This is a genomic window from Streptosporangium sandarakinum (assembly GCF_013409935.1).
Classification (GTDB): Bacteria; Actinomycetota; Actinomycetes; order Streptosporangiales; family Streptosporangiaceae; genus Streptosporangium; species Streptosporangium nondiastaticum.
On sequence record NZ_JACCCO010000001.1, the window covers coordinates 429670 to 448427 of the forward strand.

Genomic DNA, 18758 nt, shown 5'->3' on the forward strand with positions numbered 1-18758 from the left:
CGTGGGGAGGATGTCAACGGATCATCTCCAGGTTGTCGGGGACGAGCCCTGCCTGGACCCGGACCGCCGCGCGGCGGTCGTCGCCGTCGACGTCCGGGGTGACGGTGTCGACCAGCCACCGCCCGTCGTCGGCGCGGACCGCCTCGACGAGGTACGGGCAGCCGTCCGTCACCGGCAGCGCCGCCAGCGCGGCGTCCACGGCGGACGACAGGCCGGGGGGTTCGGGGCGGTTCGCCGCCGTTCCGCCGACGACGACGCGACGGCGTTCGCCTGCCGTCCACGGCTCGGCCATCAGGGCGGGCACGGACACCAGGTCGGGGGCCAGGCCGCCGCGGGTGTAGGCACGCACGTCCGCCTCGTCGCGCAGGACCGCGGTCGTGGGCCATCCGGCCTTCTTGCGCTCCCGGACCCGCACCGGGTATCCCCAGCGGTGGGCGTGCCAGTAGAGGTCGGAGATCCGCTGTACGGCTCCGCGCTCGACGGCGGGGACGCCCGCTCCGGCCAGGAGCCGCCGGGTCGTCACGGGGTCGGCGAACGCCAGTGCGGCGTCTCTGCCCTGCCCGGCGACGCCCAGGCACTCCCTCAGGGCGCCGGCCCTGACCAGGTCCTCGGTGGCGGTCGCCACGAGCGCCGACACGGCGGTGCGTTCGGCGAGGTCGAGCACGTACCTGTCCACCTCGGTGGACGTCGCGTAGCCGGGGAGGCATTCCACCCGGTCGTAGTCGCCGCCGGGGACCTCCTCCGGGGGGCGCCCGGTCAGCAGGACGAGTTGACGGCCGCTGTCGCGCAGCCAGTCCGCGTACGGCGGGAGCGGGCCGACGGCCCGGTCCAGGATGACAATGGTCACGGGTTCACCACCTGCACGTTCAGGGTGTTCTCCAGCAGTTCCTCGCACAGCTTGACCGCGGCGTCGCCGTCGGGGCCGGTCGCGGCGACCAGGCCGAGGCGGTCGTTGTTGTCGAGCACCGGCCCGACGACGTCCCCGACCTTCGCGAACACGTCGGCGGCGATGACGTCGGGGCGGGAGCGCAGCTCCGCCAGGCCGTCGATGGCCGCCACCCGGCCCGGCCCGGCGTCCAGGAACCGCACCGCCGCGCCGCCTCGGGGCCGGGGCCGCTCGGTCAGCTCCTCCACCAGCCCGAACGGCCGGCCGATCGCGTAGGCGACCAGGTCGATCCCGTACACCGCCTCCACCAGGTCGGTGATCCGGTCGCCGCCGATCCGGTTGTGCGACTCGATGACGACCGGGCCGCGCGGCCCGATCCGGATCTCGGTGTGGCTGGGCCCGTCGGCGAGCCCCATGGCGTCGAGGAAGCCGGTCGCGGCCGTCGCGACCAGCTCCTCCTGGGCGGAGGTGACCCGGGCCGGGACCGTGTGCCCCAGTTCCGCGAAGTGGGTGTCGGAGGTGAGCTTCTCGGTGACGGCGACCACGACGTGGCGGCCGGAGAAGCTGAACGCCTCGACGCTGAACTCGGGGCCGTCGACGTACTCCTCCATGAGGAAGCCGGTGAGCGGGAACAGGTACCCGCAGCCGCGGTTCACCCCGGTCTCCCGCAGGCCGAGCACCCGCCGCCACGCCGCGTCGGCGTCGGCCGGGCCGTCGACGCGGAAGACGCCGATGCCGGCCGCCGCGTCGGTGGGCTTGACGATGAACGGGTAGCCGTACCGGTCGCCGAAGGAGGTCAGGTCGTCCCGGCTCTCCAGCGGCTCGGCGCCGATCACCGGCGCGCCGCGGGCCGCCAGGTGCCGGCGCATCTCGTACTTGTCCCGGAACCGCCGGCAGACCTCGTGGCCGGTGCCGCCGAGGCCGAACAGGTCGTTGACCCGGCCCAGGGCGTCCAGCGCCGGGTCGGTCAGGGCCAGCGCGGCCGTGATCCCCCAGCGTTCGCGCGCGGCCTGCGCCAGGGGCCGCACCGCGGACCAGTCGGTGTAGTCGGCGACGAACGTCACGTCGGCGAGCGCGGCCTGCTCGGCCTCGAACTTGCTCCGGTGCTGGAGGAGGACGACGTCCAGGCCGAACTCCTTGGCCGTCCGGAGTGCGCGTGTGGTGGCGCCGATGAACAGCAGCGTCCTGTCCTGGGTCATCGCCTGCTCCCTGATGTCGCGTGTCGGGTGTGCGGTCCCCCCGCGTCACCGGCCGCGTGCGGCGCGGCCGCCGTCCGGTCGCCGTCCGCCCGCGGTACGGCCTCGGCCCGGTCGCCGGTCCCGTCCGGCGCCGTCTCCACCGGGTCGCCCTCTGGCCGCGGTGCGGCCTCCGCCCGCGCGCCCGCGGCCCGTGCCCGCAGCACCGACAGGATCAGCAGGCACGACGCGGCGCCGAAGACCCCGTACAGGACGCTCATCGCGGCCGGGGGGACGAAGGTGCCGAGCGTCACGCACAGCGAGCCGGCCACCGCGGCGAGCCGGAACTGCAGCTGGTAGACGGCCATGTACATGCTCCGCGCGTCGGGGTGGACCACGTCGGCCAGCAGCGCCTGACGCGTCGGGGAGGTCATGATCTCCCCCAGCGCGAACACCACCGTCGCGGTGATCAGCACCCCGGGGTCGTTGCTCACCGCCAGCACCATGTATCCGGCGGTGACGACGATGGTGCCCCCGCCGATCCGCTGCCCGTCGGTGAGCCGCCTGAAGATCGTCGTCGCGGACAGCGCGAGGCAGACGACGACGAAGGTGCTGATGGCCCGCAGGATGCCGAACATGTTGACCCCGTCGACGTCCAGCGCCCACGGGCCGACGTCGAAGAGCCGCTGCGGCGGGAACTCCTGGCTGAGCCGTACCCCGATGTAGTTGGCGAGCTGCACCTGGATGCAGGTGAACAGGAGGATCGAGAGGAAGAACCGGGCGAAGACGCGGTCGCGCAGGACGGCGGCGTAGCCCCGCAGCAGCGGCAGCAGCCACCCGGTCCGCCCGGTCCCCGGCCCGTCCGCGGTCCCGGCGGCGCTCCCGCCCGCGGTCCCGGCGGCCGTCTCGGCGGTGGTCCCGGCAGTGGTCCCGGTGGCCGGCCTGGTCTCGGAGATCCACCGCCAGGTGACCACGGCGACCCCGCCGGAGAGCACGGCCGCCGCGGCCAGGATGAGGAAGAAGTGCCCGCCGTAGAGGAAGCCGGCGAGCAGGGAGCCCACGACGAACGCCACGTTCGTCGCCCAGTAGTTGACCGCGTAGATCCTGGGCCGCGTCTCCGGGGTGGACACGTCGATGATCATGGCGTCGCTGGCCGGCCGGACCACGCTGATCAGGGCCGTGTTGACCAGGTAGAAGATGTAGGTGGCGATGCCGGACTCCCACCACGGGGAGTTGGCGAGCGCCAGGCACACGGCCGCGACGAAGCAGCCCACCTCGCTGACGAGCATCGTACGGCGGCGCCCGCGCACGTCGGACAGGTAGCCGCCGAGGAAGGTGCACGCGATCGCGACGCCGGCGGCCACCACGGTCATCAGGCCGGCCGTGGCCGCGCCGTACAGGCCGGAGAAGTGGATGATCATCAGTGGGATGAGCATCATGTCCAGCAGGCGCTGGACGAACCCGATGCCGATGCGGAGCTTGATGTTCGGGTGTATCCCCTTCAGCATCACGCGGAGGTCACCTCCCGCTCCCCCGCCCCTCGGGACGGGCCCTGCGCCTCGGTCTCCGCGTGTCGCGGGTCCCGCGCGGTGATCTCCGTACGCGGCCGGTCCTGCGCGGCGGCGCCGGACAGCCAGCGTCCCTCGGGGCGGCCGAAGACGCCCCGTTCGGCGTCCCAGGCCACCTGCCCGCCCCTGATCGTGGTGAGCACCCGGCCGGTCATCGTCCACCCCTCGTACGCCGACCAGCCGCACTTCGACCGCACGTCGTGCGCGGAGAGCATCCAGGGCGCGGCGGGGTCGAAGACCACCAGGTCCGCGTCGGCGCCCGGCTCCAGCCGGCCCTTGCCCGGCAGCCTGAACATCTCGGCCGGCCTGGCGGAGAGGTGCTCGGCCAGGCGCGTGGCGGCCAGGTCGGGGTCCTCCTCCGGCCAGCGCCGCCGCATGCCGGTCCACACGGCCACGGCGAGCTCCTGCACGCCGGGCAGCCCGGGTGGGGCGTCCGGGACCGGCCGGGTCTTCTCCTCGACGGTGTGCGGGGCGTGGTCGCTGCCGAGGCAGGCGACCTCGCCGGCCCGCAGCGCCTCCCACAGCCTGTCCTGGTCCGCCTGGGTGCGGATGGCCGGCGACAGCCGGATCCTGGCGCCCAGCCGGCGCGTGTCGGCGTCGGTGAACGACAGGTGGTGGCCGGTCACCTCGAACGTGACCGGCAGCCCGGCGGCCCGCGCCGCGGTGACCAGGTCGGCCTCCTCGGCGCTGGACAGGTGCAGGATGTGGGCCTCGGTGCCGTACCGGCGGACCAGCTCCAGGACGCGCGCCACCGCGGAGATGCCGCCGCTGCGCGGCCGCCGCCGCTCGTAGTCGAGGTAGGAGCGCGGTTCCCCCTGCCACTGGTCGAGCAGGGTGAAGATGGACTCGTCCTCGGCGTGCAGGAGCAGCCGCACGCCGCCGATCGCGGCGGCCGCGAAGATCTTCTCCAGCGCGATCGGGTCCCTGACCACGGTCGGCGCGGTGTGGTGGCCCGCCATGAAGACCTTGGCGGTCGTGGCGATCCCGGGGTCGAGGCGGGCGAGCAGCGCGGGCCGCCGGGGGTCGGCCCCCAGGTGGAACCGGTAGTCGACCAGCGACGTCCCGGCGACCAGCTCGGCCTTGGAGACGAGCGCCTCCGGGTCGAGGGTCGGCGGCACCGTGTTCGGCATGTCGATGACGGTGGTCACGCCGCCCGCGACGGCGGCGCGGCTCCCGTGGGCCCAGTCCTCCTTGTGTTCGAGTCCGGGCGTGCGGAAGTGCACGTGCGAGTCGATCAGTCCCGGCAGGACGTAGCAGCCGTCCGCCCGCACCCGGGGGACGTCCGGCGGCAGGCCGCCGTCGCCGCCTCCCGCACCGTCACCGCCTCCGTCGTCGTCGAGCACGGCGGTGATCCGGCCGCCGGTCACGGTGACGGTCGCCGGGCGCACCCCGGCGGGGGTGACGACGCGGCCGCCGGTCACCACCAGGTCGGGGCGGGTCCTCAGTTCGTCCATGACGCCGCCATCAGCTCCCGGCACAGGTCGTTGGTCGGCCCCATCAGCGCCACCGCGCGGGCGTCCGCGATCAGGCGGTTGAGCTGGTGGCCCGCCACGTACGCGGTGGACCCGAGCATGCGGGCGACCTCCAGGCAGACCTGCTCGGCCGTGGCCGAGGCGAAGATCTTGCTCTGCAGCGTGACCGTGCCGGGCGTGGCCGACAGCCTCCGCCCGGCGCTGTCGACGATCGCGCGCGCGGCCTCCACCTGGGCGCTGAGCTCGGCGAGCCGCTGCCTGGCCGCCTGCGTGCCGAGCGGGCCGGGCCGGCGGGCGTGGTCGATCGCGACGTCCAGCGCCGCCTGCGCGATCCCCACCGACACCGCGCCGAGGGTCGCGCCGGTCTCGCGGACGGCGGCGATGATGGCCGGGGCCTGCCCCAGCGGGCCCAGCCGGTCCTCGTCGGGGACCTCGCAGTCGTGCAGGGTGACGAACCCGGTCGCCGACCCCCGCATGCCGGCCAGGTCGAGCGACCGGTCGACGCCCAGGCCGGGGTTGTCGCCCCGCACCAGGAAGAAGGACTGGCCCGCGGAGCCGTACAGGCTGTCGCCGTTCCCGCCGTTCTGGCTGTTTCCGCCGTTCTGGCCGTTCCGGGTCTCGCGGTCGTCGTGCGCGGCGGAGGTCGTCGCGAGCACGAGGTAGATGTCCGCCACCCCGGCGCCGGTGGTGAACGACTTGGCGCCGTTGAGCCGCCAGCGGCCGTCGGAGGTCCGGGAGCCCGTCGTGGCGATGTTCTTCTTGGCGGCGCCGGCGCCCCGCTCGCTCCACGCCGAGGCGGCCAGGCACTCGCCGGACGCGAACGCGGGCAGCAGCGCGGCCTTCTGCTCGGCGGTGCCCCACTCGACGATGCGCATGGTGACGGCGAAGTGCTGGAACAGGATGATCGCCACCGACGGGTTCACCCGGGCGACCCGCTCGACCACCGAGTTGACCGTGGCGGCGTCGCCGCCGGCGCCCCCGTACTCCGCCGGCACCGCGGTGGCGAGCAGCCCGGAGCGGCGGAGTTCGGCCAGCGCCTGCTCGTCCGGCCATCCGCTGACGGCGGTCCGGGCCGCGGAGTGGAGAAGCGTCTCCAGCACCGGGCCCGGTTCGATCACGCTGACACCGACAGACATTCGACAGTCTCCTTGAACTGGAAATGGGCAAGCGACTCGATGAGGAACGAGCCGTGGAGGACGACCCGCCGGTTGCCGACGGTGATCCAGGCGATCTCGCGTTCCCGGTCGCGCACGTGCACGGCCGCCAGGACCTTGACGCTCCCGCCGGGCGTGTCGACGTGGATCGCGCCGCCGTCGTACCGGGCCTCCCTCGCGGCCAGCCACGGGACGGTGCCGGGGATCCCGATCGCCGCCCCCAGACAGGCCGCGCCGGTCAGCGCCAGCGTGGGATGCCAGGTCGGCACCGACACCGCGCGGGCCGCGATCCGCCCGCCCCCGGCCGGGACGGTGACCGCCACCTTCGGGAACACGCTCTCGGCCGGCCAGCCCAGGTGGGCCGCGGCCGCGCCGCGGATCCGCACCAGGCGGTCGAACAGGTCCGGGTCGTCGCCGAACAGCTCCTCGGCGCCGGAGATCCGCGCGCCCGAGGCGGACACGAAGACGTACGGGTTGCCCGCGGACACCAGGGAGACCTCGACCCGCTCACCGTCCACGTCCAGGGCCGTCGTGGGCCGGCCGGTCAGCAGCAACCGGGAGACGGGTTTGGGCGGCGCGTGCAGGAAGTGCATGGTGAACCCGGTCGTCCCCCGGCTCACCTCCTCGACCTCGCAGGCCAGGCAGTCGCCGTTGTTGAGGACGTTCACCCGCACCCGCATGCCCGGCCCGAGCCTGGGCAGCACGCCGGTCTCCGCCGCCGCGGTGATCGCGCACAGCACCGAGTGCCCGCACGAGCCCCGCAGGTCGAACCCGGCCGGGTCGCCCGGCAGCGCCTGGACGAACCGGTAGTCGAGGTCGAACAGCGGATGCGCGGAGGGCTCGATCAGCGCGATCTTGAGCACGTGCTCCCCGCCCGCGGCGGCCAGCCAGCGGCGGGCCTCGGTGAGCGCGGCGAGCAGCGGCTCCCGCTGCCTGGGCAGGTGCCTCGCGTCGAGCACCAGCGTGGGACACGGGCTTCCCACCGCGTAGGCGAGGTGGCCGATCATGCCGCCATCTCCGTCTCCTCCACCGGCCGGCGCGTTCCCAGCCGGAACTGGTCGAGCCACACCTCGTAGACGAGCAGCGCCCAGATCGTCAGCGCCGTGGTGTCGTCGGGCCGCGTCGCCTGCCGGGTGAACAGGTCCCGCACCGCGGCGGGGTCGAGCCGCCCGGCGGGGCGCAGCCGGTCGTCGGCCAGCATGTCCCTGGCGTACTCCCACAGCGGCCACCCCGGTGCGAGCATCGCGGTGACCGGCAGGGTGAAGGGCTGCTTCGCGCGGTTCGTCACGCTCTCCGGCAGCAGGCCGCGGGCGGCGGCGTACAGCGCGCGCTTGACCTGCCCGCCGCCGATCCGCAGTCCGTCCGGCAGCGCCCGGCCCAGCTCGACGACGCCGCGCTGGCAGTACGGCAGGCGTACCTCGACCGACCGCGCCATGCTCATGTGGTCCACCCGGCGCAGGTGGTAGGCGGGCAGGCGGTGACGCAGCTCGAACTCGGTGATCCGCCGCAGCACGGTGCCGCCGCGGTCCAGCAGTTCCGTCGCCTCCGCGGGAACGGCGGGCGGCCCCTCGCGGAGCAGCGCCGCGTAGTCGCGGGTGTACAGGCCGGCGCGCCGGTCGGCGGGCAGGACCCCGAGGCTGTCGAGGTAGGCCCGGCGCCAGGGCGCGCCCGCCTCGGCGGCGGCCGCGGCGGCCCGCATCCGCTCGTAGCCGCCGAACACCTCGTCGGCGGCGTCCCCGCTGAGCGCGACCTTGAACCCGGCGTCCCGCACCGCGCCGAACAGGGCGTAGGTGCTGAGCGTGATCGGGTCGGCGTTCGGCTGGCCCAGGTGCCACACGACGTCGGCCAGCATGTCGGGGAACGTCGCGGGGTCGATCTCCACCTGGTGGTAGTGGGCTCCGGCCCGCTCGGCCACCTGGCGCGCGTAGTGCCGCTCGTCGGCGGGCCAGCGTCCCCGGTAGGCGATGTTGAAGGTGTGCAGGGTCCCCGGCCGCCGCGCGGCGAAGGCGGTGACCAGGCTGGAGTCGAGCCCGCCGGAGGTGATGGTGGCGACCGGCACGTCGGCGGTCAGCAGCCGGTCCACCTCCCGGCGGAGCCTCTCCCGCAGCTCGGCGCCCACCACCGCGAGGTCGGCGGAACCGGTCTCCGGCCGCGTCGCCGCCGCCCGCTCCCGGGTGCGCAGGCGCAGCCCCGCGGTCCCGTCGCAGATCGCGGTGACGCCCGGGGGGAAGACCCTGATGTCGGCGAACATGGTCTGCTCGCCGAACGGGGTCTTGGTCGCGAGATAGGCGTCGAGGCCCGGCTCCCAGGCCGCGGTGGAGACCCCCTCGAACGCGAGGAGGGACGGGATCTCCGACGAGAAGTGCAGCGTTCGCCCGGCCGGGTCCCACCGGTAGTACAGCGGCTTCATGCCCGCGTCGTCGGTGGCGAGCACCAGGCGGGGGGCGCCGCGCAGGTCGAGGACCGCGATCGCGTACATCCCGTCGAGGCGCTCGGCGAAGGCGTCGCCGTACACTCGGTAGAGGGCCGGGAGGATGGACCCGTCGCAGTGGTCGGGGAAGGTGAAGCCCCGCCCGCGCAGGTCCTCGCGCAGCGCGTCGTGGTTGTAGATCTCGCCGTTGAAGACGACCTTGACCGCGCCGTCGGGCGAGACGTACGGCTGCCGCCCGGCGCCGGGGTCCATGATGGCGAGCCGGGTGCTTCCCAGCGCGTAACCGGGACCCCGTGCGAGTCCGGCGCCGTCGGGTCCGCCGTGGCGTTGCAGCGCTTCGGCGGTCCTCAGCTCATGCGGCGAGGCCGTTGTGTTGAAATATCCGTATATGCGGCACATCCGCGTTATCACTCCTCCCCGTCCACTCCGTCGTGGCGCCGGCCGCCCGATTCCGCGGCACGGGGCTCTCACCCGGCGCCGCGACGTCGGTGGCGGCGACGTCCGTCGACACCGGCGGCCTTCTCGCCCGAGCAGCCGGATCCGTGTTACGGGTGGTCGAGGAGTCCGGTAGGGGTCCCGCCCGCGGCCGCCGGAACCGAGGTTCCGCGCCGCCGACGCGACGGTCATGTCGGCGGATCCGGCTCTGCGTCAAGCCTGGCAGCAGCCCGGACGGCGGGGCACCTTTGGGATTGCGGTGATCGCCCTTCACCCCGGACGGCCGGGGCCGGCGCCCGGACGACGAGCCGGCGTCCCGCCCCGCCCGCGCGGCCGACCCCTATCGCGCCGCCCGGGAGGCGACGGCCCCCGCCACGCCGGCCGGGGAGGCGCCGGCTGGGAAGGCGACGGCTGGGAAGGCGACGGCCCCGTCCGTGCGCGGCCGGACCGGTACGGCGCCCGCCCACGGAAAGCACCGCAACCCGGAAGATGTGCCGCGGCCGGGCGGGCGACAAGCTGATCGTGCAGGTCCCCCGCGAGGCAGGAGGGGTCCGCTGTGCCGAGGACCGGCCCCGGCCGTCCCCCTTCGCCACCTCCGCCCGCGGCGGGCCAGCCATGGACGCGTCATGGACCTGTCACGGACGCGGGCCGGGCCGCCGGGTTCCGCCCCGCCCGTCGCCCGCGCCCATGACCGGCCGGCCATCCTTCCGACGCGCAAGGAGAAACCATGACCGTCAGCTTGCAGCCACCCGTGGCGACGGGTCAGGCAGTGGTGTCGTCCCTGGAGGAACTGGTGGGCGACACCCCGCTGCTGCGGCTCGCCCTTCCCGACTGCCCACCGGACGTCCGGCTGCTGGCGAAGCTGGAGATGCTCAACCCCCTGTCGAGCGTCAAGGACCGGGCCGCGCTGCGGATGATCCTGGAGGCCGAGCGCTCCGGCGCCCTTCCCCCCAGCGGGGGGACGGTGATCGAGGCGTCGTCCGGCAACACCGGGATCTCGCTCGCCGCGCTCTGCGCCTCGCGCGGCCACCGGTGCGTCATCGTCCTGCCGGACAACGCCACCGAGGAGCGGCGCGCCATCCTGCGGGCGTTCGGCGCGGAGATCGTGCTGTCCCCGTACCAGGAGGGCCTGCTCGCCGCGATCGAGCGGGGCGTGCAGCTCCACCGGTCCATCCCCGGTTCGTTCCTGGTCGGTCAGGAGAGGAACCCGGCGAACGTGGCGGCCCACTACGAGACGACCGGGCCGGAGATCTGGAACGCCTGCGGCGGCTCGGTGGACGTGTTCGTCTGCGCGGTGGGGACCGGCGGCACGCTGACCGGCGTCGCCCGCTACCTCAAGGAGCGGGGCGACGTCCACGTCGTCGCCGTCGAGCCGGCGGGCTCGCCGGTCCTGTCCGGCGGCGAGCGGGGCCCGCACCGCATCCCCGGCATCGGCGGCGGGTTCATCAACCCGGTCACCGACGTCACCTGCATCGACGAGGTGGTCACCGTGACCGACGGGGACGCGATCGGCACGGCCCGCGACCTCGCCCGCCACTCCGGCCTGTTCGCGGGGATCTCCTCGGGCGCCGCCGTCCACGCCGCCCGGGTCCTGGCGGGCCGGGAGCGGTGGGCCGGCGCCACGATCGTCACGATCCTGCCCGACAGCGGCGAGCGGTACCTGTCCATCTGGGACGCCCCCGTGGACCCCGCGCCGCAGGCCACCGCGTCTCCGCAGACCACTCCCGTCCCCCTCAAAGGAAAGTGTGGAGCCTGATGACCATCACGTCCGAGACCTCGAAGACGCACTGGAACGACGTCGCGATCGACTACGACAAGGTGCTGAACACCGACGCCTCCAACGTGGCGCTGCTGGCCACCGCGGTCGAGCTGCTGCCCCCCGGCGCCACGGACCTGCTGGACGTGGGGTCGGGCACGGGCCGGCTGACCTCGCTGTGCCGTGAGGCGCTGCCCGGGGCCCGGATCGTCGGCCTCGACCCCGCCCCGACGATGGTGGCGGCCGCGCTGGAGAAGTTCGCCGCCGACCCGGACGTGACGTTCACCGACGGCGTGGTGCAGGACCTCTCCCAGTTCCCCGACAACAGCTTCGACGTCGTGATCAGCAGCTTCGCACTGCACCACCTGGAGCTGGACACCTACGCGGCCTCCGCCGCCGAGATCTTCCGCGTCCTGCGTCCCGGCGGGCGCTTCATCAACGCCGACCAGTTCTGCCGGGTCATGGGAGAGCCCGGCGACCGGGAGCGCGCGCTCGACATCCTGGACCTGCTGACCGCCAAGGCGCGGCACTACCTCCTCAACGCCTGCTTCGAGCGGATGCTGCTGCAGGTGGACCTGCTCCCCCGCTTCATGCGCGAGGACGGGGAGATCCTCACCACGCCGGAGTTCTGGCGGGACCACCTGGTCGAGGCCGGCTTCGAGCAGGTCACGATCGTTCCCACCCCGCCGGTGGAGCTGTACAACCGGGTCATCTGGGCGGTCAAGCCCGCCGCCTGACCCCCTTCACCGCTGCCCAGGGCGGACCGGGACACCCCGGTCCGCCCTTCGCCTGTTCCGGCCCGGAACGGCCGGACCGGGAAACCGGAAGGCCGCCCCGCCCGGATCGGATGACCCGGGTGGGGCGGCCTGTGCTTTCTCCTCCGGCGCGGCGGCGCTCAGCCCGGCTTCGTGGCTCCGGGCATGATGTCGTCGCGGAAGCGGCCCGCCGGGTCCACCCGGTGGCGGATGAGGTCGGCGGCGGCGATCCGGCCGTCGGTGAGGTGCCGCTGCGGCTGCGCGTGCGACTCCACGAACGTCGGCGTCGTCCACCCGGTGTCCCAGGGGGCGAGCGCCTCCCGGACGGTCGCGATGTGCCGGGTGATGGCCTCGGCGGTGCCGGTGAGGCCCGGCACCCCGCCTCCCGAGTAGGCGTAGGGGGCGTCGAGGTGGTCGAGCGCGCCGCCCTGGGGGTGCGGCTTCGCGTACGCGCCGCCGAGCTGGCGCAGGCCGGCGGAGATCAGCGGTGAGCCGGAGCCCTCGCCGACCACCCGCAGCAGCGCGTCGATCCCCTCGTCGCCCAGGTCGCCCAGCAGCATGTGGTCGCCGATGACGGCGACCGGGTCGGAGGGGTCCATGTGCGTGTCGAGCAGGTCCACCGGCTCGGTGAGCTGCCAGGTGTCGAGCACCGGCTCGGCGACGGCGCGCAGCGGGCCGAGCAGCTCCTCGGCGTACCGCCGCGCGGCGGCCACGTCGTCGCCGGTCTCGGCGAGCACCGCGCCGTCCACGCACAGGATGGGACCCGCCGACAGCATGGGCGGCACGTCGGGGATCTTCGGCAGGTTCAGCACCCGTACGGAGGTCGTCGCCTCGGGGGGCGCGTCCAGGGTCCAGCGGCGCCAGGTCCGCAGCAGCTCGGGGGCGTGGGCCGCGGGCCAGCAGGTCGTTCCCGTGACCACCTGGACGGCGGGGAACAGCTTCACCTCGATCGCGGTGACGACGCCGAAGCCGCCGCCCCCGCCGCGCAGGGCCCAGAACAGGTCCGGGTCGGACCCCAGGCTCACCCGGCGCAGCTCGCCGTCGGCGGTGACCAGCTCGACGGCGCGGACGCTGTTGGCGGCCAGGCCGACCTTGCGGCCGTAGAAGCTCAGACCGCCGCCCAGCAGGTAGCCGACGACGCCGACGGTCGGGGACGAGCCGTGCGCGACGGCCAGGCCGTACGGCGCCGCGGCCTTGGCGACGACGCCCCAGCGCGTCCCGGCGGGGATGCGGGCGACCCGGCGGATCGGGTCCACCTCCACCCCGCCGTCCATCTCGGTGCGGATCAGCAGGGCGTCGCGCATGGGCCGGGCGGCGGGGGCGGAGTGGCCGGTGGTGTGCACCCGCAGCGACAGCCCCTCGGCGTCGGCGAGGCGGATGGCCGCGCGGACGTCCTCGACGGTCCGCGCGACGACCGCCGCCGCCGGGCGGGGCGGGGCGGCCAGGTTGAACACGGCGGTCGCGGCGTCGTAGCCGGGCTCGCCGGGGCGGGCGACGGCGGCGACGGCGTCTCCGGTGGCCTCGGCGGTGGCGGTGAGGTCGGCGGCGGTGGTGACGTCGGCGGGGCCGGTGGTGACGTCGGCGCTCACGTGCGGCTCTCCTTCCCGGCTCAGGCGGCGCGCTCGGCCGTGATGAAGACGAACGTCCCGCTGCCCGACTCCTCGCGGATCACCATCCCCGCCTCGGCCAGCCAGGTCCGCAGCTGCTCGGCCTCGAACAGCAGCATGCCCGCGGGGCGGCCGGGGAAGGAGTGGGCGGCCTGGAAGTGCCGGTAGACGGGGTCGGTGTCCCACACGAACGTCATCAGCGTGAAGGTGCCGCCGGGGCGCAGGCAGCGGCCCACCTCGGCGATGGCCGTACCGGCGTCGTCGGGGAACGCCTGCAGGGCGTTCCAGCAGACCACCGCGCCCAGGCTCGCGTCCCCGAACGGCAGCTCCAGCGCGCTGGCCCGTACGGCCGGCACCTCGGGCAGCTTGCCGCGCAGCGTGTTCAGCATCGGCAGGCCCATGTCGAGGGCGACCAGCCGCTCGGCGCCGACCGCCTGGGCGATGACGCCGGTCCAGCGGCCCGCGCCGGCGGCCAGGTCCAGCACCGGGCCGTCGACCGGCCGCACGTGCGCGGCGATGTAGGCGTCCTCGGCGGCGGGCGTCACGGCCGCGTCCCAGTTGGACCCGGCGACCCGCAGGAACTCCGGCCGCATGAGGGCCTCGTAGTAGAGGCCCATGGTGGGCATCTCGGCGAGCTTGCGCAGCAGGTTGGCCGACGCCTCGTCGCCGGTGCCGGCGGCGGCGTCGCTGATGCCCTCGGTCAGGTCGAGGATGCCGCGGGTGACGGGGTAGGTCACCGCGCAGCGTTCGCAGCGGACGCTGCCGGCGCCGAAGTCCAGGCCGTCGTGGCAGGCGGGGCAGCGGAACGCGGCGGCGTGCGGGCGGAGCAGCTCCGGCCCGGCCTCGGCGGCGGGCGGCACGGTGGCGCCGGTGTCGGCGGGGTGCGGCACGCGGGGGATCGCCGCGGGCACGCCGTCGCGCACCGTCCAGTACGCCTTGGCGCCCATGTAGGCCCAGACGTTGCGGGTGTCGTTGCGCCAGTTCACCGTGATCTGCTCGGGGCTCAGGGAGGCGATCCACGCCCTGTCGAAGGCCCGCTCCTCGTCGGTGAGCCGCCACACCGACGGCGCCGGCCACACCCGGCCCAGGTCGGGGTCGGCCGGGTCCAGCTCGCGCAGGCACCGGTCCAGCCGCGACAGGTCGTCCACCGGCAGCTCCAGCCGGGAGACCTGGGCGAGGATCCGGTCGCGGTCCTCGGGGAAGTGCGCGAGGAGGTAGATCAGCCCCTGGGCCAGCGGCTCGTCGGGCTCGCAGCGGTCCAGCAGGTCCAGGTAGCGGTCCATGCCCTGCCGTACGGCGGCGCGCACCGGGCTGTCCGGGACGTACGCCTCGGCCTCGGCGAGCAGCCCGAGCAGGACGGCCAGCAGGCCGGCCCGGTCCTCGCCGGCCCGGTCCAGGCCGTCCACGATCTCGGAGGCGGCGGGCAGCGCGAGGCCGGTCAGCGTGCCGCCGTCCCACACCGCCTCGACCAGCCGCCGGTACGCCTCCCGCACCCCGGCGTCCGGCGCGGCGGCGAACTCCTCCACCAGGGCACCGGCGGTCGCACGGGTGCCGGTCGCGTACGTGCTGTCAACGCTCATTGCGGTCCTTTCGCGAGGTCCATCCCGCGGGTCCGGCGCGGGACGCCGCCGCGGGCGCGGAGGTCCGCACCGCGGGTCCGGCGTGGAACGCCGCCGCGGGCGCGGTGGCGGACGACGCCCTTCAGCATCACACCGGGTCCGCGGACCGGGCATCTCCCGGCGTGCGGCGCCGCGTTCCGGCCGCGTGAGCCGAGCGACCGTGCCGCGCCGCCGCGTAGCCGCTCAGTCGCTCAGCCGCGCAGTCGCTCAGTCGCGCAGCCGCGCGTTGAGCCGGGCGGCCTGTCGCGTGAGGTGGTCGCGTTCGGGGAGGCTGGGCGCCGTTCGGGCGGCTTCGGCGTAGAGCCGTGCCGCGGTCGCCAGGTCGCCGTCCCGCTCGTGCAGGTACGCCGTGACGGCGGTGTGGCGGGGCAGGGCGGGGTCGAGCCCCGCCAGGGCGGCCAGTCCGGCCCGCGGGCCGTCGGCCTCGCCGACCGCGACGGCCCGGTTGAGGCGGGCCACCGGGCTGCCGGTGAGGCGCACCAGCTCGTCGTACCACTCGACGATCTGCACCCAGTCGGTCTCCTCCGCCGTCGGGGCGTCGGCGTGGAGCGCGGCGACGGCGGCCTGGGCCTGGAACTCGCCCAGGCGGTCGCGGCCGAGGGCCGCCTGGAGCACCTCGACGCCCTCGGCGATCAGCCGGGTGTCCCACAGGCCGCGGTCCTGCTCGGCGAGAGGCACGAGCCTGCCGTCGGGGCCGGTCCGCGCCGGACGCCGCGCGTGGTGGAGCAGCATGAGCGCGAGCAGGCCCGCGACCTCCTCATGGTCGATCCTGGCCGCCAGCCGGCGGGTGAGCCGGATCGCCTCGGCGGCGAGGTCGACGTCGCCGGAGTAGCCCTCGTTGAAGACGAGGTAGAGCACGCGCAGCACCGTGGCGACGTCACCGGGCCGGTCGAGCCGGACGCCGGATACGGTCCGCTTGGCCCTGCTGATCCGCTGGGCCATGGTCGCCTCCGGCACGAGGTACGCCTGCGCGATCTGGCGCGTGGTCAGGCCGCCGACCGCGCGCAGCGTGAGCGCGACGGCCGAGGCCGGTGTCAGGGACGGGTGCGCGCACAGGAAGTACAGCTGGAGCGTGTCGTCCACCGCCCCGGCCGGGCCGGGCGCGGGCTCGTCCTCGACGCGCGCCTCGCGGTGCCGCCGGGAGACGTCGGCGCGGGCGGCGTCGAGGAACTTGCGCCAGGCCACGGTGACCAGCCAGCCCTTGGGGTCCCGCGGCGGGTCCTCCGGCCACACGCGCACGGCCTCGACCAGGGCGTCCTGCACGGCGTCCTCGGCCGCCGCGAAGTCCGCTCCGCGGCGGACGAGGACACCGATCACCGCGGGCACCAGCTCCCGCAGCAGCGACTCGTTCACTCGGTCACCGTGGGCGGCTCGACCATGAAGGGGCGCACCTCGAGCCACTCGTGGATCGGCTTCCCGCCCGCGCCCGGAGCCGCGGACAGCTCGCCGGCCAGCTCCAGCGCCCGCTCGTAGGTCTCGACGTCGATCACCATCCAGCCGGCGATCAGGTCCTTGGTCTCCGCGAACGGGCCGTCGGTGACCGGCGGCCGCCCCTCGCCGTCGTAACGGACGAACGTGCCCTCCGGGGAGAGCGCCTTGCCGTCGACGAACTCGCCGGTGCCCTCGAGCCGCGTGGCGAAGTCCTGCATGTACTGCAGGTGGGCCGAGACCTCCTCCGGCGTCCACTGGTCCATCGGCACGTCGTTGACCGCCGCCGGAGCGCCCCGGTAGTGCTTGAGAAGCAGGTACTTGGCCATCGTGTTCTCCTCGGTACGGTACGGCCCCATTGTGGCCGTGCTCACCCCGGGGACGGAGCCGCGCGCGGGTTCTCGACATCCCGCCGGCACTTTTCTCCGATGGATTTCAGCGCGTCGGATTCCGGGACCCGCCTCCGGCCGTCACCACCCCGGGGCGTCCACCCCGCCGGACGGGAGCCCGCCCGCCCGCGGACGGCTCGACGCGGAGCTCCCTTCCTGTGGTTCTCCGGCCTCATCCCGGGCCGGCGCGTGCCTCGCGGCCGTCCCGGAGACGGCGGCGCCTTCTCCGCAACCACGGAGATGCGGGCGTTCCCGGGGCGACAAATCATGGACGCTGGGCGGGCCCTTTCCCCGGTCCGTTTCCGCGACCTTCCTGTGCGCATCCCCGTTCGCCGGTGCGCGGACCGGCCACCGGCCGGTCGCGAGCCGACCGCGCCCACGGCCACGCGCCGTGAAAGCCCCGAAAGCAGAAAGAGGTCACATGAAACGCAGGATTCCCATCGAGGTGTGGGTGCCGGACCTGACCTTTCCCGGCTGGATGGACCGCTGGTACAAGCAGGGCGAGGACTTCGAGCGGGCCCACCCCGAGTACGAGGTGCGGGTGCACGGCAAGGACTTCTGGCGCTTCCCCCGCCAGGTCGCGGAGGCGGCGGCCGAGGGCCGCACCCCGGCGATCTCGGAGTACTACTTCTACATGACCCAGGTGGCCCGCGACTCCCTGGCGCAGGACGGCAGCCCGCTGTTCACCTCGGTGCAGAAGGCCATCGGCGGCCGTACGGAGATCCTCGGCGAGCCCGTCGTGATCGACGACATCATCCCGCCGATCCGCGACTACTACACCTACCAGGGCGACCTCGACTCCATGCCGACGGTGGCCACCACGAGCCTGCTGTACGCCAACAAGGGTCTGCTGCGCCGGGCCGGGGTGACGAAGCTGCCGGAGACCTGGGAGGAGGTCGAGGAGGTCTGCCGGGCGGTCGCCGCGACGGCGGGCGGCCCCTCGCACGCCATCACCTGGTCCAACCACGGCACGTTCATCCAGCAGGCGGTGGCGTCGCAGGGCGGCCTGCTCGTCGACAACCACAACGGCCGCGCCGGCCGGGCCACGACCTCCACCATGGCCTCGCCGGAGATGGTGGCCTGGGCGACGTGGTGGAAGAAGCTGCACCGCGACGGCCACTACCTCTACACCGGCAAGATCCCCGACTGGGCCGGGACGCTGCGGGCCTTCGCCGAGCAGGACGTGGCGATCCGGATCTCCTCCTCCAACGACGTGAACTACATGCACCGGGCCGCGGAGGACAACGACTTCGAGATGGAGGTCGGGATCTTCCCCTACAACGACCGGGTGCCCTACGTCGGCAACGCGATCGCCGGCACGTCCCTGTGGCTGGCCAACGGCCTGGACGAGGCGACCCAGGAGGGGGCGCTGGCGTTCCTGCAGTACCTGCACAACCCGGAGTACGCCGCCGAGCGGCACCGGGCCAACAGCTTCCTGCCGCTGACCTACTCCTCGGCCGCGCTGCTGGAGGAGGAGGGCTGGTTCGACAGGCACCCCCGCCACCGGGTGGCCTACGACCACGTCATGCGGTTCCCGGCCGGCGCCGTACGGCAGCGGCCGGAGCTGGCCGGGCGGGTGCCCGCGTCGGAGGGCGCCATCTTCGGCGACTTCGCCGGCAACCAGGACGTCATGACCCGCGCCATGGGCGACATCCTGGCCCGCGACGCCGACCCGCAGGAGCGCTTCGCCTTCGCCGACGTCGAGGCGCAGCGCCTGCTGGACGTCTACAACGAGTACGCGCTGACCTCCGGGTTCCGCGACCCGGAGAACAGCCCCACCCACAGCCTCAGCGTGGAGGCGTTCAGCGAGGCCGCGGCCGGCCGCGACTACTCGGCGGCCGACATGGAGGCGGTCGTGCGGCTCAACGGCTGACGTTCCGCCGGCCGGCGTCCCGTCGGCCGGGGGACATGGAGGACCTGAGGGGTCCCGGGCGCGGAAGGCGCCCGGGACCCCTCGCGTGTGCCCGGCTTCCCGCGCGGCCTCGCGTACGGCGACCCCCGCGTACGGCCGGGCACCCGCGCGCCCGCACCACCGTGGCCGCACGACTCACGGCGTCCGGAGGCGCGCGGGACCCCGCGCACG

General features: G+C 74.4%; 14 protein-coding genes. 3 read left to right on the top strand and 11 right to left on the bottom strand.

Annotated features, from left to right (window positions below; genetic code table 11):
- Window positions 1–13 precede the first annotated feature (13 nt).
- The 7 genes from HDA43_RS01995 to asnB are packed head-to-tail and all read right to left on the bottom strand — an operon-like array spanning window position 14 to window position 9085.
- Window positions 14–847, bottom strand: coding sequence for an ATP-grasp domain-containing protein (locus HDA43_RS01995; protein WP_179818024.1), 834 nt, complete (start codon window positions 845–847; stop codon window positions 14–16).
- Window positions 844–2085, bottom strand: a complete 1242-nt coding sequence (locus tag HDA43_RS02000; protein ID WP_179818025.1) for an ATP-grasp domain-containing protein — start codon at window positions 2083–2085, stop codon at window positions 844–846. Before HDA43_RS02000 ends, HDA43_RS01995 begins: the two co-directional genes overlap by 4 nt.
- The gene (locus HDA43_RS02005) at window positions 2082–3569 is read right to left on the bottom strand and encodes an MFS transporter (protein WP_218911565.1); all 1488 of its coding nucleotides are present in this window, start codon (window positions 3567–3569) and stop codon (window positions 2082–2084) included. Before HDA43_RS02005 ends, HDA43_RS02000 begins: the two co-directional genes overlap by 4 nt.
- Window positions 3569–5083, bottom strand: a complete 1515-nt coding sequence (locus HDA43_RS02010) for a dihydroorotase (RefSeq protein WP_179818027.1) — start codon at window positions 5081–5083, stop codon at window positions 3569–3571. Before HDA43_RS02010 ends, HDA43_RS02005 begins: the two co-directional genes overlap by 1 nt.
- A complete protein-coding gene (locus HDA43_RS02015; protein WP_179818028.1) occupies window positions 5071–6237 on the bottom strand; it encodes an acyl-CoA dehydrogenase family protein in 1167 nt (388 codons plus the stop codon). The genes HDA43_RS02010 and HDA43_RS02015 overlap by 13 nt, the downstream gene beginning before the upstream one ends.
- Window positions 6216–7262 carry a PrpF domain-containing protein gene (locus HDA43_RS02020; RefSeq protein ID WP_179818029.1) on the bottom strand — a complete coding sequence of 349 codons (1047 nt, stop codon included), beginning with the start codon at window positions 7260–7262 and terminating at the stop codon, window positions 6216–6218. Before HDA43_RS02020 ends, HDA43_RS02015 begins: the two co-directional genes overlap by 22 nt.
- Window positions 7259–9085 (bottom strand): asparagine synthase (glutamine-hydrolyzing), encoded by a 1827-nt coding sequence (gene asnB / locus HDA43_RS02025; protein ID WP_179818030.1) that lies wholly within the window; start codon window positions 9083–9085, stop codon window positions 7259–7261. The genes HDA43_RS02020 and asnB overlap by 4 nt, the downstream gene beginning before the upstream one ends.
- Before the next feature lie 763 nt (window positions 9086–9848).
- Between asnB and HDA43_RS02030 the strand changes: the two genes are divergently transcribed.
- Window positions 9849–10877 (top strand): PLP-dependent cysteine synthase family protein, encoded by a 1029-nt coding sequence (locus HDA43_RS02030; RefSeq protein ID WP_179818031.1) that lies wholly within the window; start codon window positions 9849–9851, stop codon window positions 10875–10877.
- Complete coding sequence (locus HDA43_RS02035) at window positions 10877–11614, top strand: class I SAM-dependent methyltransferase (protein WP_179818032.1); 738 nt, start codon at window positions 10877–10879, stop codon at window positions 11612–11614. The genes HDA43_RS02030 and HDA43_RS02035 overlap by 1 nt, the downstream gene beginning before the upstream one ends.
- Window positions 11615–11772: 158 nt before the next feature.
- Here the strand turns inward: HDA43_RS02035 and HDA43_RS02040 are convergent, their stop codons facing one another.
- The 4 genes from HDA43_RS02040 to HDA43_RS02055 all read right to left on the bottom strand — a co-directional run bounded on the left by HDA43_RS02040 (window position 11773) and on the right by HDA43_RS02055 (window position 16615).
- On the bottom strand, window positions 11773–13221 hold the full coding sequence (locus HDA43_RS02040) for an FAD-binding protein (protein ID WP_312872905.1): 1449 nt from the start codon (window positions 13219–13221) through the stop codon (window positions 11773–11775).
- Between the two features lie 20 nt (window positions 13222–13241).
- On the bottom strand, window positions 13242–14819 hold the full coding sequence (locus tag HDA43_RS02045) for a class I SAM-dependent methyltransferase (RefSeq protein ID WP_179818033.1): 1578 nt from the start codon (window positions 14817–14819) through the stop codon (window positions 13242–13244).
- A gap of 246 nt (window positions 14820–15065) precedes the next feature.
- The gene (locus HDA43_RS02050; RefSeq protein ID WP_179818034.1) at window positions 15066–16211 is read right to left on the bottom strand and encodes an RNA polymerase sigma factor; all 1146 of its coding nucleotides are present in this window, start codon (window positions 16209–16211) and stop codon (window positions 15066–15068) included.
- A complete protein-coding gene (locus HDA43_RS02055; RefSeq protein WP_179822619.1) occupies window positions 16208–16615 on the bottom strand; it encodes a YciI family protein in 408 nt (135 codons plus the stop codon). Before HDA43_RS02055 ends, HDA43_RS02050 begins: the two co-directional genes overlap by 4 nt.
- 481 nt (window positions 16616–17096) lie before the next feature.
- Here HDA43_RS02055 and HDA43_RS02060 point away from each other — a divergent pair, with 481 nt between their 5' ends.
- A complete protein-coding gene (locus HDA43_RS02060) occupies window positions 17097–18548 on the top strand; it encodes an extracellular solute-binding protein (RefSeq protein WP_179818035.1) in 1452 nt (483 codons plus the stop codon).
- The last annotated feature ends 210 nt before the right edge of the window (window positions 18549–18758 follow it).